At 31.1% G+C, this 20,259-nt stretch carries 19 protein-coding genes and 1 riboswitch; of the genes, 3 read left to right on the plus strand and 16 right to left on the minus strand.

Going from position 1 to position 20,259, the window contains the following annotated elements; all coding sequences use genetic code 11:
• Positions 1-72 precede the first annotated feature (72 nt).
• The 5 genes from H9661_RS00790 to H9661_RS00810 all read right to left on the minus strand — a co-directional run bounded on the left by H9661_RS00790 (position 73) and on the right by H9661_RS00810 (position 7,535).
• Positions 73-1,269 (minus strand): pyridoxal phosphate-dependent aminotransferase, encoded by a 1,197-nt coding sequence (locus H9661_RS00790; protein WP_143316390.1) that lies wholly within the window; start codon positions 1,267-1,269, stop codon positions 73-75.
• A gap of 16 nt (positions 1,270-1,285) precedes the next feature.
• Complete coding sequence (locus tag H9661_RS00795; RefSeq protein WP_143316389.1) at positions 1,286-2,107, minus strand: PHP domain-containing protein; 822 nt, start codon at positions 2,105-2,107, stop codon at positions 1,286-1,288.
• A gap of 120 nt (positions 2,108-2,227) precedes the next feature.
• Positions 2,228-2,575, minus strand: coding sequence for a DUF1292 domain-containing protein (locus H9661_RS00800; protein ID WP_143316388.1), 348 nt, complete (start codon positions 2,573-2,575; stop codon positions 2,228-2,230).
• Between the two features lie 171 nt (positions 2,576-2,746).
• Entirely contained in the window at positions 2,747-6,256 is a 3,510-nt protein-coding gene (nifJ, locus tag H9661_RS00805; RefSeq protein ID WP_143316387.1) for a pyruvate:ferredoxin (flavodoxin) oxidoreductase, read from the minus strand.
• A 220-nt stretch (positions 6,257-6,476) separates the two neighbouring features.
• Positions 6,477-7,535 carry an undecaprenyldiphospho-muramoylpentapeptide beta-N-acetylglucosaminyltransferase gene (locus H9661_RS00810; RefSeq protein ID WP_423738974.1) on the minus strand — a complete coding sequence of 353 codons (1,059 nt, stop codon included), beginning with the start codon at positions 7,533-7,535 and terminating at the stop codon, positions 6,477-6,479.
• A gap of 376 nt (positions 7,536-7,911) precedes the next feature.
• On the opposite strand from H9661_RS00810, the gene modA reads away from it, so the two are divergent.
• The 3 genes from modA to H9661_RS00825 are packed head-to-tail and all read left to right on the plus strand — an operon-like array spanning position 7,912 to position 10,453.
• Positions 7,912-8,691 carry a molybdate ABC transporter substrate-binding protein gene (modA, locus tag H9661_RS00815; RefSeq protein WP_191767467.1) on the plus strand — a complete coding sequence of 260 codons (780 nt, stop codon included), beginning with the start codon at positions 7,912-7,914 and terminating at the stop codon, positions 8,689-8,691.
• Positions 8,692-8,729: 38 nt separating this feature from the next.
• On the plus strand, positions 8,730-9,404 hold the full coding sequence (modB, locus tag H9661_RS00820) for a molybdate ABC transporter permease subunit (protein ID WP_143316384.1): 675 nt from the start codon (positions 8,730-8,732) through the stop codon (positions 9,402-9,404).
• Positions 9,405-9,406: 2 nt separating this feature from the next.
• The gene (locus H9661_RS00825; RefSeq protein ID WP_191767468.1) at positions 9,407-10,453 is read left to right on the plus strand and encodes a sulfate/molybdate ABC transporter ATP-binding protein; all 1,047 of its coding nucleotides are present in this window, start codon (positions 9,407-9,409) and stop codon (positions 10,451-10,453) included.
• Positions 10,454-10,508: 55 nt separating this feature from the next.
• Here the strand turns inward: H9661_RS00825 and H9661_RS00830 are convergent, their stop codons facing one another.
• From H9661_RS00830 to H9661_RS00880, 11 genes are all read right to left on the minus strand, one after another.
• Positions 10,509-11,000 (minus strand): MogA/MoaB family molybdenum cofactor biosynthesis protein, encoded by a 492-nt coding sequence (locus H9661_RS00830; protein ID WP_191767469.1) that lies wholly within the window; start codon positions 10,998-11,000, stop codon positions 10,509-10,511.
• Entirely contained in the window at positions 10,988-11,419 is a 432-nt protein-coding gene (locus tag H9661_RS00835; protein WP_143316381.1) for an MOSC domain-containing protein, read from the minus strand. The genes H9661_RS00830 and H9661_RS00835 overlap by 13 nt, the downstream gene beginning before the upstream one ends.
• A 57-nt stretch (positions 11,420-11,476) precedes the next feature.
• Positions 11,477-12,457, minus strand: coding sequence for a GTP 3',8-cyclase MoaA (moaA, locus tag H9661_RS00840; protein ID WP_191767470.1), 981 nt, complete (start codon positions 12,455-12,457; stop codon positions 11,477-11,479).
• A 2-nt stretch (positions 12,458-12,459) separates the two neighbouring features.
• Entirely contained in the window at positions 12,460-12,963 is a 504-nt protein-coding gene (mobB, locus tag H9661_RS00845; RefSeq protein ID WP_143316379.1) for a molybdopterin-guanine dinucleotide biosynthesis protein B, read from the minus strand.
• Positions 12,947-13,435: a cyclic pyranopterin monophosphate synthase MoaC gene (moaC, locus tag H9661_RS00850; protein WP_143316378.1), complete on the minus strand. Its 489-nt coding sequence runs from the start codon at positions 13,433-13,435 to the stop codon at positions 12,947-12,949. The genes mobB and moaC overlap by 17 nt, the downstream gene beginning before the upstream one ends.
• Positions 13,436-13,469: 34 nt before the next feature.
• Positions 13,470-14,675, minus strand: coding sequence for a molybdopterin molybdotransferase MoeA (locus H9661_RS00855; RefSeq protein WP_143316377.1), 1,206 nt, complete (start codon positions 14,673-14,675; stop codon positions 13,470-13,472).
• 3 nt (positions 14,676-14,678) lie between these two features.
• The gene (locus tag H9661_RS00860; RefSeq protein ID WP_143316376.1) at positions 14,679-15,704 is read right to left on the minus strand and encodes a molybdopterin-binding protein; all 1,026 of its coding nucleotides are present in this window, start codon (positions 15,702-15,704) and stop codon (positions 14,679-14,681) included.
• 163 nt (positions 15,705-15,867) lie between these two features.
• Positions 15,868-16,007, minus strand: a riboswitch (molybdenum cofactor riboswitch).
• A gap of 5 nt (positions 16,008-16,012) precedes the next feature.
• Positions 16,013-16,585: a molybdenum cofactor guanylyltransferase gene (gene mobA / locus H9661_RS00865; protein WP_143316375.1), complete on the minus strand. Its 573-nt coding sequence runs from the start codon at positions 16,583-16,585 to the stop codon at positions 16,013-16,015.
• Between the two features lie 21 nt (positions 16,586-16,606).
• Complete coding sequence (locus H9661_RS00870) at positions 16,607-17,557, minus strand: TDT family transporter (protein ID WP_143316374.1); 951 nt, start codon at positions 17,555-17,557, stop codon at positions 16,607-16,609.
• Positions 17,558-17,593: 36 nt separating this feature from the next.
• Positions 17,594-18,004 (minus strand): 4Fe-4S dicluster domain-containing protein, encoded by a 411-nt coding sequence (locus tag H9661_RS00875; protein WP_143316373.1) that lies wholly within the window; start codon positions 18,002-18,004, stop codon positions 17,594-17,596.
• A complete protein-coding gene (locus H9661_RS00880; protein WP_191767471.1) occupies positions 18,001-20,094 on the minus strand; it encodes a molybdopterin oxidoreductase family protein in 2,094 nt (697 codons plus the stop codon). The genes H9661_RS00875 and H9661_RS00880 overlap by 4 nt, the downstream gene beginning before the upstream one ends.
• Positions 20,095-20,259 lie beyond the last annotated feature (165 nt).

Here is a 20,259-nt window from a genome sequence, read left to right on the forward strand (position 1 = left end):
TTACAATTATAACAATAAATAAATCATAATATAATAAAGCGAAGATGTATTTTACACTCTTCGCTTTCTTCATTACTTTTTAATTTTTTCTATAAACTTCTCAATTCTATCTAATCCTTTTTTTATTATGTCCATTGAAGTTGCATAAGAAAGCCTTACATAACTATCAGCCCCAAATCCAGCTCCTGGGACTACTGCTACTTTTTCTTGATCTAGAAGCAAATCAGAAAATTCTACAGAGCCATTAATGACCTTACCATTTATTGACCTACCAAAGAATTTCTCTATATTCATCATTACATAAAATGCTCCTGAAGGTTCTATACATGAAATATCTTTCATTTTAGATATCCTTTCCAACATATAGTTTCTCCTTTTTTCAAATTCTAATACCATATTTTTTTGATCATCTTCAGGACCGTTTAAGGCTGCAACAGCTGCATACTGAGTTATAGAATTAGCATTTGATGATATATGACTTTGTATACTTGCCATTAACTTTGAAATTTTTTTATCTGCGGCAACATACCCTAGTCTCCAACCAGTCATAGCATAAGCCTTTGATAATCCATTTATAACTATAGTTCTTTTATAACTATCCTCTGAAATACTCGCAATACTTACATGTTTTTCTTTACCATATATTAATTTTTCATATATTTCATCAGATATAATTATTAGGCCTTTATCCTCTGCAAACTTTGCAATTACTTCTAACTCCTTTTTAGAGTATACTGTTCCTGTAGGATTATTAGGACTATTTATAATTATTGCTTTTGTTTTATTTGTCACATATTTATCTAACAACTCTAAATTAAATTTATAATTGCTTTCCCTATCAGTTTCTACAATAACAGGAATACCATCAGCTAATTTGATTAATTCAGGATAACTAACCCAATATGGAGATGAAACTAACACCTCATCTCCTGGATTCAAAATTGCCATAAACGCATTAGCTAAGCATTGTTTCGCCCCTGTTGATACAACAATTTGTTCAGGAGTATAGCTTAAATCATTATCCACTTTAAATTTATTGCATATTGCTTTTCTTAATTCAAGTATTCCTGGTGTAGGAGTATATTTTGTCTTTCCTTCCTCCATTGCTTTTATTGCAGCCTCAATTATATGCTTAGGTGTATTAAAATCGGGTTCCCCAACTCCAAAGCTTACTACATCAACTCCTGCATCAGATAACTCCTTTGCTTTTGTTGTAATTCCTAAAGTAATTGACGGAGTTATATTTTCCGCCTTCTTTGAATATCCCATTTTTATTCCTCCATTATCACTTTTGTTTTATATTTATTATCTTATCTAATAATAACTCAGATATTCCCTGACTCCCAAGTGAACAATCACCATTCTTAACCCCATGAAAATCACTTCCACCTGTAATCAGTAATTTATATTTTTTGCTTAAATTATAAAAATAATTTATCTGCTCCTTAGAATGGCTTGGATGATATACTTCTAATCCTTTCAATCCATAACACTTTAATTCTTTTATTATCTTTTCAACTTCAATACTTCTATAAATCTTCCCTGGATGTGCAAGAACTGCTATGCCACCACATTCTTCTATCAATTTTATAATCTCTTTATAACTTTGTTTCTTGCCTTGTACATATGCAATTTTACCTTGCATAAGATACTTCGTAAAAGCTTCTTTAAAGTTGCTAACATAACCTTTCTTCACCATCTCTTTTGCTATGTTTCCTCTTCCCAATGAGAAGTCGCCATCTTTTATCAAATCATCAATATCTATAAATATATCTTTATCCTTTAATATATTTATAATATCTTTTGCTCTTTCTATCCTTGCATCTCTTAATTTATATATAGCCTCAGATAATTTTGGATTTTCTATATCTATACGATATCCTAAAATGTGTATTTCCAAATCATTGTACTCAGTACTAAATTCTATACCTGGTATAACAATTAATTCCGATTTTCTTTCTTTAACTATATATTGTGAAGCTATGGTATCATGGTCTGTTATCGAAATGCATTTCACCCCTCTTTCTTTAGCCATTTTAACTATTTCCTCAGGGCATAAGCATCCATCTGAATACGAAGAATGAATATGTAAATCAGCATATTTCATTTTTTACACCTTCCTTGCCATATATAAAGAATATAGCATTATTATGGTATAATGTAAATCTTACATGTTCATTTTTCTATCTATTTTTTACAAAAAAAGAGTGGCAAAACCACTCTTTTATTATTTCTCTACTAATTCTTCGTTATAATAAGTAGCAACTCTATTAAATTCTTCTTCATCCGGTACTACTAATTCATCATTCTCAGATTTAAACATATATACTGAATCATCCTCTGGATGTTGAGCTAATACATATTCATTACCTTCATATTCAAAAGCATCTATTATAGGGCATGATACAACATTCCCATTGTCATCTTCTAAATCAATAACAAAGTTTTCTTCATCATGATCGTGTCCACATCCACACCCTTCATGACTATGTTCATGATTATGTCCGCATCCACAACCTTCGTGCTCATGTTCATGATTATGTCCGCATCCACACTTCTTTTCGTCCTTATCCATCTTCTTACCTCCTAAAATTTTAGTATCATTCTCATTGTACCCTTATTTAACCAAAATTAAAAGTAATATTTACTTTTAATTTTCAAACTACAATTTTTCCAATTATATAACTAATTTTATAGTTATATAAAATAAAAACGGGCTTAACGCCCGTTTCTATTTTAATTTATATTATTCAGCAGCTAATTTCTTGTAGCTTGCTAATCTTTCTTGTGCATCTTGATAAGTCTTTTCAAATAATGCATCAGCTGCTTCTGGGAATGCTTTAGCTAATGAAGCATATCTAACTTCACCCATTAAGAATTCCTTGAAGTCTGCTGTTGGTTCCTTAGAATCTAATGTAAATGGATTCTTAGTTCCCTTTAATTGTGGATTGAATCTGTACATTTGCCAGTATCCACAATCAGTAGCTCTCTTAGCTTCTAATTGGCTGTTACCCATACCAATTTTAATTCCATGGTTGATACATGGTGCATAACCAATGATTAGTGATGGCCCCTTATAAGCTTCAGCTTCAGCTATAGCCTTAAGTGCTTGGTTCTTGTCTGCTCCAATATTAACTTGAGCAACATACACATAACCATAGCTCATTGCCATCATACCAAGGTCTTTCTTCTTTGTTTTCTTACCACTTGCAGCAAACTTAGCTATTGCAGCAGTTGGAGTAGATTTTGAAGATTGTCCACCAGTATTTGAATAAACTTCTGTGTCAAATACAAATATATTTACATCTTCTCCTGATGCTAATACGTGGTCTACTCCACCGAATCCGATATCGTAAGCCCATCCGTCTCCTCCGAAGATCCATTGAGATCTCTTAACGAAGAAGTCTTTTTCTTTTAATATTGCCTTAGCTTCTGGAGTATTAACAGCTTCTAAAGCAGCTTCTAATCTTTCTGCTCTAGTTCTAGTTCCTTCACCGTTGTCGATGTTAGCTAACCAATCTTCAACAGCAGCCTTAGCTTCACCATCTAAACCAGCAGCTAATGCTTTTTCACAATTTTCAGCTATTCTAGCTCTAATTGATTTAACTCCTAAGTGCATTCCTAATCCATATTCAGCATTATCTTCGAATAATGAGTTAGCCCAAGCTGGACCATGTCCATTATGATTCTTTGTATATGGAGTTGAAGGAGCAGATCCTCCCCAAATTGATGAACATCCTGTTGCATTTGCTATCATCATTCTGTCACCAAATAATTGAGTTATAAGCTTAGCATATGGAGTTTCTCCACAACCTGCACAAGCACCTGAGAACTCAAGTAATGGTTGCTCAAATTGGCTTCCCTTTACTGTAGTCTTACTCATTGGGTTTTCCTTAGGTGATACCTTGTCCATGCTGTAATCCCAAGCTTCCATTTGATCAGCTAATGTATCTTGTGGTTGCATTACTAATGCTTTTCCTGGAGCTGGACATACTTGAGCACAGTTTCCACAACCTGAACAGTCTAATGGAGTAACTGCCATAAAGTATTGTAATGGTTCTTCTGTCTTTAATGCCTTAGCTGGAACTGCCTTTAATGATTCTGGAGCATTCTTAGCTTCTTCATCAGTTAATAGTACAGGTCTAATTGCAGCATGTGGACATACAAATGAACATTGATTACATTGTATACACTTATCTGATTGCCATGCTGGTACATTAACAGCTATTCCTCTCTTTTCGAAAGCTGCAGTACCTGCTTCGAAAGTACCATCTTCCATACCTACGAATGTAGAAACTGGAAGAGAATCTCCTTCTTGTCTATTCATTGGAATTACTATATTCTTAACGAAGTCTGACTTCTTCTTAGTATCAGCAACTTCTTTATCTACAGCTGTCTTCCAAGCTTCTGGTATCTTAATTTCAACTATTGCCTCAACGCCCTTATCAATAGCTGCATTATTCATATCTACAACTTTTTGTCCCTTCTTACCATAAGAAGTAACAACAGCGTCTTTTAAATATTTTATTGCATCTTCTAATGGAATAATCTTAGCTAACTTGAAGAATGCTGATTGCATTATCATGTTAATTCTTCCACCAAGACCAATTTCTTGAGCTATAGCAACAGCATTTAAAGTATAGAACTTAATGTTATTGTTTGCTATAAATCTCTTATATGAAGCAGGTAATTTTTCTTCTAAATCTTCTGGAGTCCAGATAGTATTTAATAAGAATGTAGATCCTGCCTTTAATCCATCAAGTACATTGTATTTGTGGATATATGATTGGTTAGAGCATGAAACGAAGTCTGCCTTATTTATTAAATATGGTGACTTAATTGCCTTCTTACCAAATCTTAAGTGAGATACTGTAATTCCTCCTGATTTCTTTGAATCATAGAAGAAATATCCTTGAGCATACATATCTGTATGATCTCCAATAATCTTTATAGCACTCTTGTTAGCTCCAACAGTACCATCTGATCCTAATCCCCAGAACTTACAAGCTGTAGTTCCTTCTGGTGTAGCATCTATATCTTCATGTACTTCTAATGATGTATTTGTAACATCATCAACTATACCAATTGTAAATCCATTCTTTGGTTCATCTTTTGCTAAGTTTTCATAAACTGCAGCAATATGTCCTGGATTTGGATCCTTAGAACCTAATCCGAATCTACCACCAACGATTACTGGAGCATTTTCTTTTCCATAGAATGCATTTTTAACATCTAGGTATAATGGTTCTCCAGCAGAACCTGGTTCTTTAGTTCTATCTAAAACAGCAATTTTATTAGCTGTACTTGGAATAGCCTTTAATAATCTTTCATTTGAGAATGGTCTGAAAAGTCTTACCTTAACAACACCAACTTTTTGTCCATTAGCATTTAAATAATCAATTGTTTCTTCACATACATCCGTAGCAGAACCCATAGCGATTATTACTCTATCAGCATCTGGTGCTCCATAGTAATCGAAACAGTGATATTCTCTTCCTGTTAACTTTGTAATTTCAGCCATGTATCCTTCAACAATTTCAGGAACTGCATCGTAGAACTTATTAACAGATTCTCTTTCTTGGAAATATATATCAGCATTTTGTGCTGTACCCTTTGTTACTGGATGATTTGGATTTAATGCTCTATTTCTGAATGCTTCTACTGCATCATAATCAACTAGCTTAGCTAATTCATCATATTCTAGAACTTCGATTTTTTGAATTTCATGAGATGTTCTAAATCCATCAAAGAAATTACAGAAAGGTATTCTTGATTTAATTGCAGTTAAATGTGCAACTGCTGATAAATCCATAACTTCTTGAACTGATCCTTCTGCAAGCATTGCAAAACCAGTTTGTCTTGCAGCCATAACGTCTTGGTGATCACCAAATATGTTAAGTGCTGAAGTAGCAAGTGCTCTTGCTGATACGTGGAATACTGCTGGAAGCATTTCTCCTGCTATCTTATACATGTTAGGAATCATTAATAATAATCCTTGTGAAGCAGTATAAGTTGTTGTTAATGCTCCTGCTTGTAATGAACCATGTACTGCACCAGCTGCTCCTGCTTCTGATTGCATTTCCATAACTCTTACTGGTTGTCCAAAAATATTTTTTCTTCCTTGAGCTACCCATTCATCAACATGTTCAGCCATTGGTGAAGATGGTGTTATAGGATAGATTGCTGTAGCTTCTGTAAATGCATAAGAAATGTGAGCTGCTGCAGTATTTCCATCCATAGTTTTCATTTTTCTCATCGCGTAGACCCCTCTTTCAAAATTTAGAATTAATTCACAACATAGAAATATTTAATTAAGTATAATTAAATATATTGACTATAAAACATTGTGAAAATATTAACTTTTACTTTTTTTGATATTATAAACCTACCAATTACATTATATATCACTAATTTAATTTTGCAAGGTAATTTCCTAATGAAAGACAAATTAGGAATAATGTAAATTTTCAGTCTTTTTACTTCTTCCTCCCTATAACTGACATAATAACTTGAATTACAGCATCATTTCCGACTTTATCTTTTCCCTTATTCATGTTTCTTACTAGTTCCTTTTTATTATCTTTAAGTTCATTTATTTTTTCTAAAAATGTATCTTTATTTATTTCTTCCTCTTCTATCACTAATGAATAACCTTCCCTTTCAAAAGATCTTGCATTTAAAATTTGATCTCCCCTACTAGCTTTTTTAGAAAGTGGAATCAATAAGGTTGGCTTTTTTAAAGCTAAAAACTCAAATATGGAATTAGCACCAGCTCTGGATATTATATAGTCTGCTGATTTCATTAAATGAGGAAGTTCCTCATTTACATATTCAAATTGAACATAACCATTTAAGTTCTTCAAATTCTCATCTATATTTCCTTTACCGCAGATATGTATAATATCATACACATTTAGCAACTCTCTTAAATTTTCTCTAACCACATTATTGACAACCTTAGACCCTAGGCTTCCTCCCATAATGAATATTATTTCTTTATTACCTTGAAAATCGCAGATTTCTAAACCTTTCAACTTCACCCCATTGAATATTTCGTCCCTTATTGGGCTTCCTGTCAATACACCTTTATCACCTTTTACATATTTCAAACTTTCTCTAAAAGTGACACAAAGTTTATTGCAAAATGGTGAGGATAATTTATTAGCAAGTCCTGGAGTAATATCTGATTCATGTGCAACAACTGGAATTCCTTTCATAGACGCTGCTATAACTACTGGAACAGCAACAAATCCACCTTTTGAAAATATAACATCTGGTTTTTCTTTTGTTAATATTTTTTTAGCCTCAAAAATACCTTTTATAACTTTAAAAGGATCTGATATGTTTTTTAGGTCAAAATATCTTCTTAATTTCCCAGATGATATTCCGAAATAAGGTATTGAATTTTCACTAATAATTTCTTTCTCTATACCATCCTTACTACCAATATATTTAACCTCAAATCCATTTTTCATCAAACTTGGTATTAGCGCTAAGTTAGGCGTTACATGTCCAGCTGTACCCCCACCAGTCATAATTATTTTATATTTATTCAAAAATATCACTCCTTAAAACAAACTCGTATCTATAACAATTTTTCTTTTCATATATTCAATTATACTAGATTATCTTTTTCAAAAGACTTCAATTTTATTGTTTATATGTTTTTATCTTTTAATTTTTAACTACCATATAATATTATATGAGTAAAAAATAAAATTTCAAATTTTAATTAATTATTATAAAATTTTATTTTCTATTCACTTCATTTCATATATTAAAAACACAATCTAATATGAAAAACACAATCTAAAAACCGTAACAACCTGCTTTTTTTCGTGACTAATATCACGTTCTTATTTGCTCATACTCTCTATAATTAAAAGCATGTTAACATAGGAGGATTTATTTATGAAAAAAAGATTAACACTTTCTACTTTTTTAATAATACTAATTTCAACTATACTACTTTCTTCTTGTAGCACTTTTAACAACTCATCAGGAGCAATAGAATTGAACATTTCCGCTGCTGCAAATCTAAAAGAAGCAATGGAAGAAATACAAACTGAATTTAAAAAGATTAATTCTAACATTAATTTAACTATTAATTATGGCTCTTCTGGTTCTCTTGAACAACAAATAGAACAAGGTGCCCCTTGTGATATATTCATTTCCGCTGGTCAAGACCAAATGAAATTTTTAAATGATAAATCTTTCTTATTGGAGAACAGTGATAAAGACTTGATTAAGAATGATTTAGTTTTAGTTGGCCCAAAAAACAGTGAAATAAATAGCATCTCTGATTTAAATACCGATAAAGTTAAAAAAATTGCAATTGGCGAACCACATAGTGTTCCTGCTGGAAAATATGCTGATGAAACTTTCCAAAACCTTAACATTAAAAATGAAATTTCATCAAAACTTGTTTTTGCTAAAGATGTAAAAGAAGTACTTGCATGGTCAACTTCAGGCAATGCTGATGTTGGATTTGTATATAAAAGTGACGTACTAAATGATAGCAACTCAAAAATTATTGAAGCGATACCAGATGACAAGCATTCAGCTATCATATATCCAATTGGAATACTTAAAGCTAGTAAAAATATAGATGCATCTAAATCCTTTGAAGACTTTTTATTTACTGATACCTGTAAGAAAATTTTCAAAAAATATGGTTATCACTTAACTTAATTTGCTAATTTAATTTTACTTTATAGGAGGATTTAACGATGGATATTACTCCCTTATGGATTTCCATTAAAACAGCTTTTATTTCAACTGCAATAACATTTATCTTTGGCATTATAATTTCTTACTGGATGGCAAATTTCAAAGGAAAACTCAAAGGAATATTGGATGGAATATTAACTTTGCCCTTAATTTTACCCCCAACTGTTGTAGGTTTCTTCTTATTACTTATTTGTGGCAAAAATGGTCCCATAGGCAAGATATTAGAGCTTTTTAATACATCTTTAATTTTCAGTTGGAGCGCTACTATACTTGCCGCTACAGTAGTATCATTCCCGATGATGTACAGGACTTCACGTGCAGCCTTTGAGCAAATAGACATTAATATTATCTTTGCAGCTAGAACTCTAGGACTTAGTGAGTTTAAAATATTTTATAAGATTGCTATTCCATTGGCTATGCCTGGCATTATCGCAGGATTAGTTTTATCATTTGCTCGAGCCATAGGCGAGTTTGGTGCAACTCTAATGCTTGCTGGAAATATTCCTGGAAAGACACAAACAATGCCTCTTGCCATTTTTTTTGCAGCAGAAAGTGGCGATATGAAAAGGGCAATGCTTTGGGTTATTGTAATATTTTTAATAACATTATTATTAATTTTACTTCTAAATTACTGGTCAGACATTCAACTTAAATTGCTAGGAAGGAGGCACTAATTATGTCATTATACATAAATATAGAAAATAATTTTTCTTCTTTTGATTTAAAAGTTAACTTCCAACACGAAAGAGGGATTCTAGGATTTTTAGGTGCTTCTGGTTCTGGCAAAAGTATGACTTTAAAATGCATTTCAGGTTTGCTTAACCCATCTAAAGGGCAAATAATTGTAAACAATAGAACTTTTTTTGATTCGCAAGAAAAAATAAACTTAAGTCCTCAAAAAAGAAAAGTAGGATACTTATTTCAAAACTATGCTTTATTCCCTAACATGAATGTAATTGATAATATTGAACTCGGAATTTCCAATTTGAATGATAAACAAAAAAAACTATTAAGCAATGATTATATAGAAAGATTAGGATTATCAGGACTAGAAAAACATTATCCTTGGCAATTATCTGGTGGACAGCAACAAAGAGTTGCTATTGCTAGAGCGCTTATAACTTCTCCTGATATCTTGCTTTTAGATGAACCTTTTTCTGCCTTAGACCAACATTTAAAAAATAATTTAGAAAAAGAATTGATGTCTATATTAAAAATTTATAGCGGAAATATCATCTTCGTAACACATAACATAAATGAAGCATATAGAATCTGTGATGACATTGTTGTGTATGAAAATGGTAACGCCTTAAAAAAAAGAGACAAAAAAGATTTATTTAAACATCCAAAATCACTGTCAGAAGCAACTTTAACAGGTTGCAAAAATATTTCAAAAGCTAGAAAAACCGGTAAATATACTATTTTTGCTGAGAATTGGGGATATGAATTTATAGTTAATAGTGAAGTACCTGAAAATGTTCAATACATCTGCATACGTGCACATGATCTTGAGATTTCTGTTGATGAAAAAACCGAAAATACATTTTATTACAAAATTGATAGTATTATCGAAAATCCTTTTGACTTTACTTTATATATAAAAAACAATACTATTCCTTATCTAAATGCAATTGAATATAAGATCAAAAAAAAGGATATGCATTTCTCTATAAATGATATACTTTCTTTAACTTTCCCAAAAGACAATTTATTTTATTTTTAAAAACATATTTTTTTAAAGTAGTTTAGCTGGAATTATATATTCCAGCTAAATTACTCTATTTCCTTGCACAATTAGATACTTCACCTTTTAGTATTCCTAATGCATGATCAAGTTCTGTTATAATATATTCTAAGTATTCTGTAACCGCCTTCGGACTTCCTGGTAAATTTATTATTAATGTTTTCTTCCGTATTACGGCAACAGCACGACTTAACATCGCTCTTTTAGTAAATTGCAAACTATACGCACGCATAGCTTCCGGTATTCCTGGAACCACTCTCTCCCCTGCTTCTAAAGTCGCTTCTGGCATACAATCCCTTGGTGAAAAACCTGTTCCTCCCGTTGTAAGAATGAGGTCTGCAATATTCTCATCACAGATCCTCTTCATTTCGGCACTTAACATATTCTTTTCATCCGGTAATAATATTTTATGTACAACTTTAAATCCATTTTCTTCAACTATTTTTCTAATAGCTAAACCACTTTTATCTTCTCTCTCTCCTCTGTATCCACTATCACTTGAAGTAATTATCGCTACTTCAAACATACCAAATCATCCCCTACTTTAATTTTACCGCCATGTATAACCTTGGCAAAGACCCCTTCTCTAGGCATAATACAATCTCCAACTCTTTTGTATATTTCACAATGAGCATGGCACTCTTTTCCAACTTGAGTAAGTTCTAGAATGACGTCATTGCATTTAAATTTTATTCCTATAGGCAAAGTTCTAAAATCAATGCCTTCTACAAGAATATTTTCACCAAAAGCTCCATCCTCCACTGCTCCACCCTTGGAATTAAAATCAAGCACTTTATTATAAGATAGTAAACTTACTTGTCTATGCCAATTACCACCATGTGCATCATTCTCTAATCCATATCCTTCAATAATATTGCATTCACCTATATTTTTCTTTGCTGTACCTCTCTTTTCACTTATACAAATAGCAATAATTCTACCCATTACATGGCCTTCCTCTCTAAATCAAATTTAAATAATATCTTTATTATTTAATATATGTCAGCCACCTATTTCTGACATTATATGTTGTTCAAAATTCTCATGAGAATAAATTTCAAAAAACTTATTTTCTATCGGTTTATTATAGATAGCATTTTTAATAGATTCTATTAACTCCTCTTGACTTTTTCCCTCACTTATAAGTTTTTTCAAATCTATACCTTTATCATATTGTAGACAAGTTTTTAAAAATCCACTAGAAGTAAGTCTAATCCTATTACATTTATCACAAAACTTATGACTAACTGCACTTATAAAACCTATTTTTCCTTTAAATTTATCTAAACTATAATAACAACTTGGTCCATTACCTAAAGACTCATTAAATTGATTAAGTTTTCCAAACTTTTTTTCAATAACTTTTCTTATTTCATTTTCACTCACACCTTTTCTCTGTTTTCCAACTCCTATTGGCATAAGTTCAATAAATCGAATGCTTAAATCCTTATTTCGTATCATTTCAACTAATTCTAGTATTTGCTTGTCGTTTATTTCATTTATCATTACACAATTCAATTTAACAAGAAGATTCTCGTATTCTAAAGCTTTATCAATTCCTCTAATAACTTTCTTTATATCTCCAATACGAGTAATGTTTTTGTATGTAAATTCATCTAAAGTATCAATACTAATATTAACTGCATCTAATCCTGATCTAACTAAGGAATCAATTTGTTCCTCTAACAATATTCCATTTGTAGTCAAAGTAACATTATTAATATTGTCTATTTCTTTTATATTTTTAACAAGGTACGACAAATCATTTCTGACTAAAGGTTCCCCCCCAGTTATTTTAACTTTACTAATACCTAACTTTGAAAAAACTTCACATAAATAAATTATTTCTTCATACGATAATACTTCATTATCGCTCAAACATTCTATTTTCTCTTCTGGCATACAATAGACACATCTAAGATTACATCTATCAGTAATTGAAATTCTTATATAATCAATTTCTCTTTCGTAAATATCAACCATTTCTACACCTCTTCACACACCTTAAGCAACTCTTTTACGATTTCATCGATACTATTTATATCAATAGTTTTTACATTTTCAAAATGACAATTTAAATTTGTTGCTAAAGCTATCAGTGTTTCTTTCCTACAAACATAATCTCTTGAAATTTCTTTTCTTACAACTTCAATTTTGGGGTAGTCAGAATTCTTAAAACCTTCTAACAGAACAATATTTGCCTCCGGAAAATACCTTATTAACTCCTTTTCAGAAATTTCACTCATCTCTTTAACTACCATTAATTTTGTTTTAGAAAATATAGCACTTCCATATGCCCCTGATTCTTTATGCCTATATGAATCAGTTCCTTCTATATCGCTTTGAAATTCATGTCCATCATGTTTAATTGTAGCAACCTTATATCCTAGATTAACTAACTTAGGTATTATCTTTGTTATAAGTGTTGTCTTTCCAGAATTCTTCACTCCACTTATAGCAATCAATGTAGGTTTATCTTTGTTTTTCATTTAAAAACTCTCCACTTTTTCCACCAGTTTTCTTCTCTAAATAGATTTCCGAAATTTCCATAGTTTTATCTATAGCTTTGCACATATCATAAATAGTAAGAAGTGTTATATTTACTCCCGTCAAAGCTTCCATTTCCACACCTGTTTTACCTTCTACTTTAACTGTGCATATCGCTTCTATGTAACTCTGCTCCTTATTTACTTGAAAATCAACTTTACATTTACTAATCATTAATGGATGACACATTGGAATTAACTCTGAAGTCTTCTTTACTCCCATTATTCCAGCAATTCTCGCTACTCCAAGAACATCTCCCTTTTTAACAGTTTTATTTAAAATTGATTCCATAACACTACCATTAACAAAAATTTTTCCCTTAGCAATTGCTGTTCTTGATGTTATATTTTTTTCTGAAATATCAACCATAACTGCATTTCCATCTAAATCGAAATGACTAAATTTATTTTCCATATATTGCACTTCCTTTAAATTCTCTGATTATTACTTAAAGTAAAAAAATATCTATCTTGTCACCCTTACTCAATTTCTTAGTCCCTTTAGGTACATCTATCAAACAGTTACATTCTATCATCGATGAAAGCACTCCTGAAGAATGTTTATTTCCTTTAAATTTAACTTTACCACTATTAAAATAAGCACGTATAAACCTTCTTCTCATGCTTGGCTTATTAAATTCATCTTCCATAATTCCTTCAACTTTTTTAGGACTTAAATTTTTATCCCCAGTTAACTTAGCTAAAACCGGTCTTGCCAAAAGTTCAAAAGTTGTAAGTGCCGCAAAAGGATTTCCAGATAGAGATAATATAGGCTTATCTTTATATAAAGAATACATCGCTGGAGTTCCTGGCTTTAAATTAACCTTCCAAAAAACTCTTTTTGCTCCTATACGAGGTAATGCATCATGTAATATATCTTTTTCCCCAACAGAAACACCACCTGTTGTGATCACTAGATCTACTTTATCTATAATCTCATCTATTCTTTTTCCAACCTTTTCTCCATCATCCTCAATAATTTCTGAAATAACTGTTCTCAATCCAAACTCTCTCAACCTTGAATTAATTAAATTAAGATTGCTATCATAAATTTTTCCTTCCATTAATGGATATCCCGAGATTCCAACTTCATCACCAGTAACAAGCAAAGCAATCTTTAGCTTAGATTTTACTTTAACATTTGAAATTCCCATACTGGAGAGAATTCCAATATGCACGTAAGTGAGCAATTCCCCACTCTTTATCAATAATTCCCCTTTTTCTATATCTTCACCAGCAAAACAATAATTATCATATTCTGAAAGTTCTTCATAAATTTCAACATCATTTTCACCATAGTTAGTATTTTCCTGTCTTACTACACAATTTGCGCCTTTTGGAATTTTTGCACCTGTCATAATTCTAATCGCTTGACCTCTCTCAAGTACTTTTTCACTATATCCTCCAGCAAATATACAATCTACAACTTTTAACTTTTTTACATTTTCTTTGCTTGCACCTTTAGTATCTTTTGCTATAAGCGCATATCCATCAAGAGGCGAACGATCAAATGGTGGGTTATTTATAGGTGCATAAATATCTTCACATGCTACTCTCCCACTAGCATCTATTAATTCAATTTCTTCTGCTTCTCCATTTTCTTTTATGCTTTTATTCATCAACTTAATAGCTTCTTCTAATTCAATATTAAGCAAAACTTATACTCCCTTTCCAAATCCGCATCTAGGATATGTACATTTTGTACAACGAAGGCATAATCCTCCATGTCCCATTTTTGAAATATCACTCTTTGTAACCGAAATTCCAGCAGCTATCCTTGGTAATACCAAGTCGAATATAGTTGCGTTTGAGTACATCACACAACCTGGCAATCCCATAATAGGTGTCCCATCTTCAAAATATCCAAGTAAGAACATAGCTCCTGGTAGTACTGGTGCTCCATAACAAATAATCTTTGCTCCACTTTTTCTAATTGAACTTGGTGTTAAATCATCAGGGTCTACACTCATGCCTCCTGTACAAACAATAAGATCTGCACCATTTTTCTTTAATTCACTAATAGCATTTATTATCATTTCAGTTTCATCATTTACTATTTTATGATCACAAACACTAATCTCATATTGATTAAGTTTATTTATAACAACTGGGGTAAATGTATCCTTAATTCTTCCATGATAAACCTCACTTCCTGTTGTGACTATTCCAGCTTTCATCTTCTTATATGGTAATAACTCCATAATTGGCATATCTCCCGCAATCTTTTGTGCTTTTTCTAACTTCTCTTTTTCTATAATAAGAGGTATAACCCTTGTGCCTGCTAATATTTCTCCCTTTTTAACTGGATAATTAGTGTGCCTTGTAGCAATCATAATTTCATCTAATTCGTTAATCATATCTAACTTTTTCACATCAACTCTAAATAAACCATCTATATCAGCAATTACTTCAATCTTTCCTTCCTTAACTTCTGAAGGTTTAACATTTTCATTGTTGCAAATTTCATATAATATTTCTGCTGCTTCATTTTCATGGAGCATCCCCTCTTTTTTTTCCCAAACATACAGATGTTCTTTCCCTATTGATAATAATACAGGGATATCCTCTTTCTTAACTACGTGCCCTTTTTTAAAAGCAACATCCTTTACTACATCTTTAATAATCCTCGTAATATCATGACATATTACATGCCCTATTGCATCAACTGTAGCAATTTTCTTCATAATTCTGCCTCCTAATAAGCTTCAATTTATCTTTAAGTTTCTGTTAGTGTAAAAATTTAAAAATTATAATCTATAAAAAACCATATCATCCTACCTAAATAACAAGGCATGAACAATATAGCTGTATATTCAAAAGTAATATGCAATTAATATTATTCATTATTTAAAAATTAAATAATACTCCTTTTCAAACATGGAAGGCTAAACAGTTTCCCATATAACCCTGAAAGTGATTATTTTCACTTTGGCGCAATATCATAGATATTATTCCTTAGATATTTTTGCACGGAGACTATTTAATTGTTGTTTTAATCTTCAAGTTTATTATATTGTTCCAAATTATTTATATTTTCTAAAATACATTTATCAAACTTAGTCTCAGATAAAGGTATAATTTTAGTTTTAACTCTGCTTATTAAATTTAAAAGTTTATAATCTTTTTCTTCTATCATATTTTCAATGTTATAAATCATATCTTTAGAATAAATTGCTCCTAAAGGATAGATTCTTCCTTTTTCATCTTGAACTACTACACACTGAATACCTTCCGTAATTGAATTACAAATAAATTCTATAAAATCTTTTGTAATTTTAGGCATATCACAAGCAGTTACAAAAATATATCTTTCGTCAATTGTTTTTAATGCTGAATATATCCCCCCTATTGGTCCAATATCTTTATAAATATCTTCTAATAAGGTGTAATTCAAATCTTTGTACTTTTCTTTATCATCTACTGATATATAAATTGTGTCAAAGACCTTTAACTCATCAGTTATTTTTTCAATAAAGCTCTTATTCTTAAATTTAAGAAATGCTTTATTGTTCCCATTCATTCTTCTACTTTTTCCCCCAACAAGAACCAAAGCAGCAATTTTCATAAAACCATCCTTTTTATTCTATTATGCCTCCTTACAACCACTAAAAAGCATTTTCAAAAAATTATAAAGTACAAATGCAATAAATGTTGTAGTTATATAAAGTTGAATACCAGACATCTCTTTAACCATATCACCAATCATTGTTTGACCTTGAGTAGTTAAAAAGGCTGCCATCTTAGTTGAAGCTACTGTTCCTATTGCCATTGAGAATGTAATACCTGCAAACCCTGGATAAAATGCATAAGAAAAGAATTTTGGTATTTTTATAAATACAAATATTACTGCTGAAATTACACAGGCATATAGCAAATATACTATTATTGGATTAGGTTCTTTAAAATAATTCAAATATCCAATTACGCATAAACTTGATGGTGCAACTAAAATTGCTTGGGTATGATAAAACATATCTTTAATAGTTGTAGTTATTAACCTGTATATCATAAATGGAATTATCAGTACAAAAATAGTAATTCCATAATATACAATCATCTTTCCTATTATCGGCTCGTTCATAGGTACTCCAATAGATGTAGACACCATTATTCCATTATAAGTGACAAACCAACTAGGAACGAAAGTATCTTTATTTATACCTTTAATAACATTTTTATATGTAAACACTAAAATATGTATAGCATGAATACCAATTCCGCTAAACCACATAATCTTTCCTATAGCTTGATTATAATCAAAATAGTAACTTCCTAAAATCATTAAAATCATACTAAAAGCAGCATACAAACTAGCTGGTACAGTATTAGAATATTCTTTTTTGCATGTATCAAAATAAAATATAATTTTTATTATGTACGTTATTAAAACAATTGTTGCTGCCCACATTGAAATATGCCTTATCCAAGTATATCCTAAATTAGAATATACATTTGATATTGATGCAGTACCTAATATTGTTGGAAGAATTGGAACCGGTAAATTTTCCAGTCTTTGAAAAAGCGATCTTTTTTCCATATAATATCTCCTTGTCTTCTAATCCTATATTTATGCTTATATAAAGTTTATTGCTCCCATGGGGCATTTCTCTACACACATAGGATTTGGTTCATTATTTTCTGTTCTATGAGTACACATGTTGCATTTCATAATTTCTTTGTGTTCAATCGAATCACTTTTCAGCGCGTCAAAAGGACAGGCCTCTATGCATTTATTACAGCTTATACAAAGTTCCTTGTTGTATTCAACCAATCCATTTTCCTCGTTTTTTGACATAGCTCCATTACTGCACGCTTCAACGCATTTTGGCTTATCACACTGGTGACAGAAAATAAGCTTAATATTGTTTTTACTATCTCTAACTATACGGTTTCTTGAATCACAACTCTCATGACTAACCATACAAGCTGAGACACAAGTTAAACATCCTACACATTTACTTCTATCCGCTTTTATTCTTTTCATAACTTATCTCCTCCAACTTGAATTTTACAAATATTAATTGGAGTTGTCTTATATGAAGGTTCTTTAGAATAAGAATCATATAAAGATGGGGTTAAATTATTGCACTCCAAGTAATGGATAGGTGCATAAAGTTCATCATACTTAACATCGTCTGTAACCTTTACCTTAAAATCAGAAAAATTTCCATTAATAGAATAAACTCTAATATTTTCATTTTCTTTAACATCAATTTCTTCTGCAAGTTTAGTATTTATATAAATATATGCATCCTTAATATTAACATCTTCAACAACAGCTATTTCTCTTGTACGAGTTTGTGTGTGCCATTGTCCAATACTTCCCCTGCCCGTATTTAATATATAAGGAAATTCCTTTGTAGTTGGCAATGGATTTTCTTGTACTTCTTCGAACATAAACTTAGCTTTTTTTGAAGGAGTGTAGTATTTATTGTCCTCATATAATCTTCTCTGATCTTCTTTGAGAATATCCCCTTCTCTAAAAGGCCACTGAATTCCATTTGAATTTTCCAACCCCTCATAGGTAACACCTGTCATATCACAAGGCATATTTCTAGAACATTCTTTCATTAAATTAAATGCATCTCTTGGAGTTCTCCAATTATCAAGAATTTCTCCCATTCCTAGTGCTTGTCCAATGCCATAAATAACTTCATAGTCACTTCTCTCATCTAAAGATTTTTCAATTGCTGGGCGCAAAGCAGATATACGTCTTTCTGTATTTATTAAAGTTCCTTCTTTCTTAGTTCCTGGAACTACAGGAAGATACATATCACAATCTTTAGAACTATCAGTGTTACCATAGATATCTTGAACGACAAAAAATTCTAATTTATCCATAGCTTCTTTAAATTTTTTATTATTTGTCCATGAATGGCGTGGATTTGTACAGATAACCCATAAACCTTTTATCTCTCCTGCTATAATCTTCTCAACAATCGCGTTATAGGTTAATGTAGGCTTGGTTGCAAGTAAAGATTCATTAACTCCAAGAACCTCAGCAATTCTTTCACGTCTAGCTATATTATCAAAATCTCCTCCACCATAAAGGGATGCTGTATTACTATATGCTCTTGAACCCATTGCATTGCATTGTCCTGTAAGAGAATTAGCCCCTGTCCCTGGTTTCCCAATATTTCCTGTCATTAAGGCTAAATTAATTATAGCTTGTGCAGTTCTAACAGCTTCATAACCTTGATTAACCCCCATTGTCCACCAAAAAGAAACTCTTTTTCCATTATGAATTAATTCTACAAGTTCTAGAATTGATTCTTCACTAATTCCAGTTTCTTTACTTGCTCTTTCTATAGTATATTGTTTAACAAATTCCTTAAACTCATCAAATCTTTCTGTATAATTACTTATATATTCATTATCTATATACCCTTTACTTATAAGATTATTAGCTATAGAATAAAGTAATATTAGATCTGTTTTTCCTTTTATGCCGTACCAATAATCAGCATTTTGGGCTGTCTCTGATTTTCTCGGATCGATAACTATTAATTTTTTATTTTTATTATTTTTAATTCTATCCCAAAACACAGGATGTGCTATAACAGGATTAGCACCAATTAATATTATGGTATCAGATAATTCCGCATCTTCTAATGTGTACGGAGGTGCATCGAATCCAAAACTTTGTTTATGAGCAACTACTGATGTAGCCATACATAACCTTGTGTTTCCATCAACATTGGTCTTTAAATAGTTCCTCATTACATGTCCAAACAAAGCAAATTCCTCTAGAGTTAATTGACCAGTACTAATAGCTGCAACACTTTCTTCTCCATAATTTTCTTGTAACTCTAAAAATTTGTCTGCTACTACTTTGTATGCATCATTCCAAGAAATTCTTTTAAAGGAACCATCTTTTTGCTTAATTCTTGGCAATGTTGATTCTTTTTCTATTGTTTGTTGTTTGTCTAGAGACAATCCTTTAATACATGCAAATCCATTATTAACTGGATAATTTTTTGTTGGTAACACTTTTATTATTCTGTCATCATCAACATAAAAATCCAAGTTACAGGCTAATGCACAATAATTACAAGTTGATTGAACCTTTTTCATAGTATCCCTCTTTCTTAAAAAAGTGTTTTATTATGATTCTCTTTTTACCACCTCTTCTTCTTGACAAATTTTTCACTTGTAGGTTTATGTATTATATTTTCATTTTATATAATTTATATACAATAATAGAATAATTAAAATGCAAACCAAACACCGTGATATTAA

This window comes from Clostridium cibarium (assembly GCF_014836335.1).
GTDB lineage: Bacteria > Bacillota > Clostridia > Clostridiales > Clostridiaceae > Clostridium > Clostridium cibarium.

Excerpts from the sequence above, each read along its gene's own strand:
- H9661_RS00790 (WP_143316390.1), bottom strand. The coding sequence starts at position 1,269 with ATGGGATATTCAAAGAAGGCGGAAAATATAACTCCGTCAATTACTTTA.
- H9661_RS00795 (WP_143316389.1), bottom strand. The coding sequence starts at position 2,107 with ATGAAATATGCTGATTTACATATTCATTCTTCGTATTCAGATGGATGC.
- H9661_RS00800 (WP_143316388.1), bottom strand. The coding sequence starts at position 2,575 with ATGGATAAGGACGAAAAGAAGTGTGGATGCGGACATAATCATGAACAT.
- nifJ (WP_143316387.1), bottom strand. The coding sequence starts at position 6,256 with ATGAGAAAAATGAAAACTATGGATGGAAATACTGCAGCAGCTCACATT.
- H9661_RS00810 (WP_423738974.1), bottom strand. The coding sequence starts at position 7,535 with ATGACTGGTGGGGGTACAGCTGGACATGTAACGCCTAACTTAGCGCTA.
- modA (WP_191767467.1), top strand. The coding sequence starts at position 7,912 with ATGAAAAAAAGATTAACACTTTCTACTTTTTTAATAATACTAATTTCA.
- modB (WP_143316384.1), top strand. The coding sequence starts at position 8,730 with ATGGATATTACTCCCTTATGGATTTCCATTAAAACAGCTTTTATTTCA.
- H9661_RS00825 (WP_191767468.1), top strand. The coding sequence starts at position 9,407 with ATGTCATTATACATAAATATAGAAAATAATTTTTCTTCTTTTGATTTA.
- H9661_RS00830 (WP_191767469.1), bottom strand. The coding sequence starts at position 11,000 with ATGTTTGAAGTAGCGATAATTACTTCAAGTGATAGTGGATACAGAGGA.
- H9661_RS00835 (WP_143316381.1), bottom strand. The coding sequence starts at position 11,419 with ATGGGTAGAATTATTGCTATTTGTATAAGTGAAAAGAGAGGTACAGCA.
- moaA (WP_191767470.1), bottom strand. The coding sequence starts at position 12,457 with ATGGTTGATATTTACGAAAGAGAAATTGATTATATAAGAATTTCAATT.
- mobB (WP_143316379.1), bottom strand. The coding sequence starts at position 12,963 with ATGAAAAACAAAGATAAACCTACATTGATTGCTATAAGTGGAGTGAAG.
- moaC (WP_143316378.1), bottom strand. The coding sequence starts at position 13,435 with ATGGAAAATAAATTTAGTCATTTCGATTTAGATGGAAATGCAGTTATG.
- H9661_RS00860 (WP_143316376.1), bottom strand. The coding sequence starts at position 15,704 with ATGAAGAAAATTGCTACAGTTGATGCAATAGGGCATGTAATATGTCAT.
- mobA (WP_143316375.1), bottom strand. The coding sequence starts at position 16,585 with ATGAAAATTGCTGCTTTGGTTCTTGTTGGGGGAAAAAGTAGAAGAATG.
- H9661_RS00870 (WP_143316374.1), bottom strand. The coding sequence starts at position 17,557 with ATGGAAAAAAGATCGCTTTTTCAAAGACTGGAAAATTTACCGGTTCCA.
- H9661_RS00875 (WP_143316373.1), bottom strand. The coding sequence starts at position 18,004 with ATGAAAAGAATAAAAGCGGATAGAAGTAAATGTGTAGGATGTTTAACT.
- H9661_RS00880 (WP_191767471.1), bottom strand. The coding sequence starts at position 20,094 with ATGAAAAAGGTTCAATCAACTTGTAATTATTGTGCATTAGCCTGTAAC.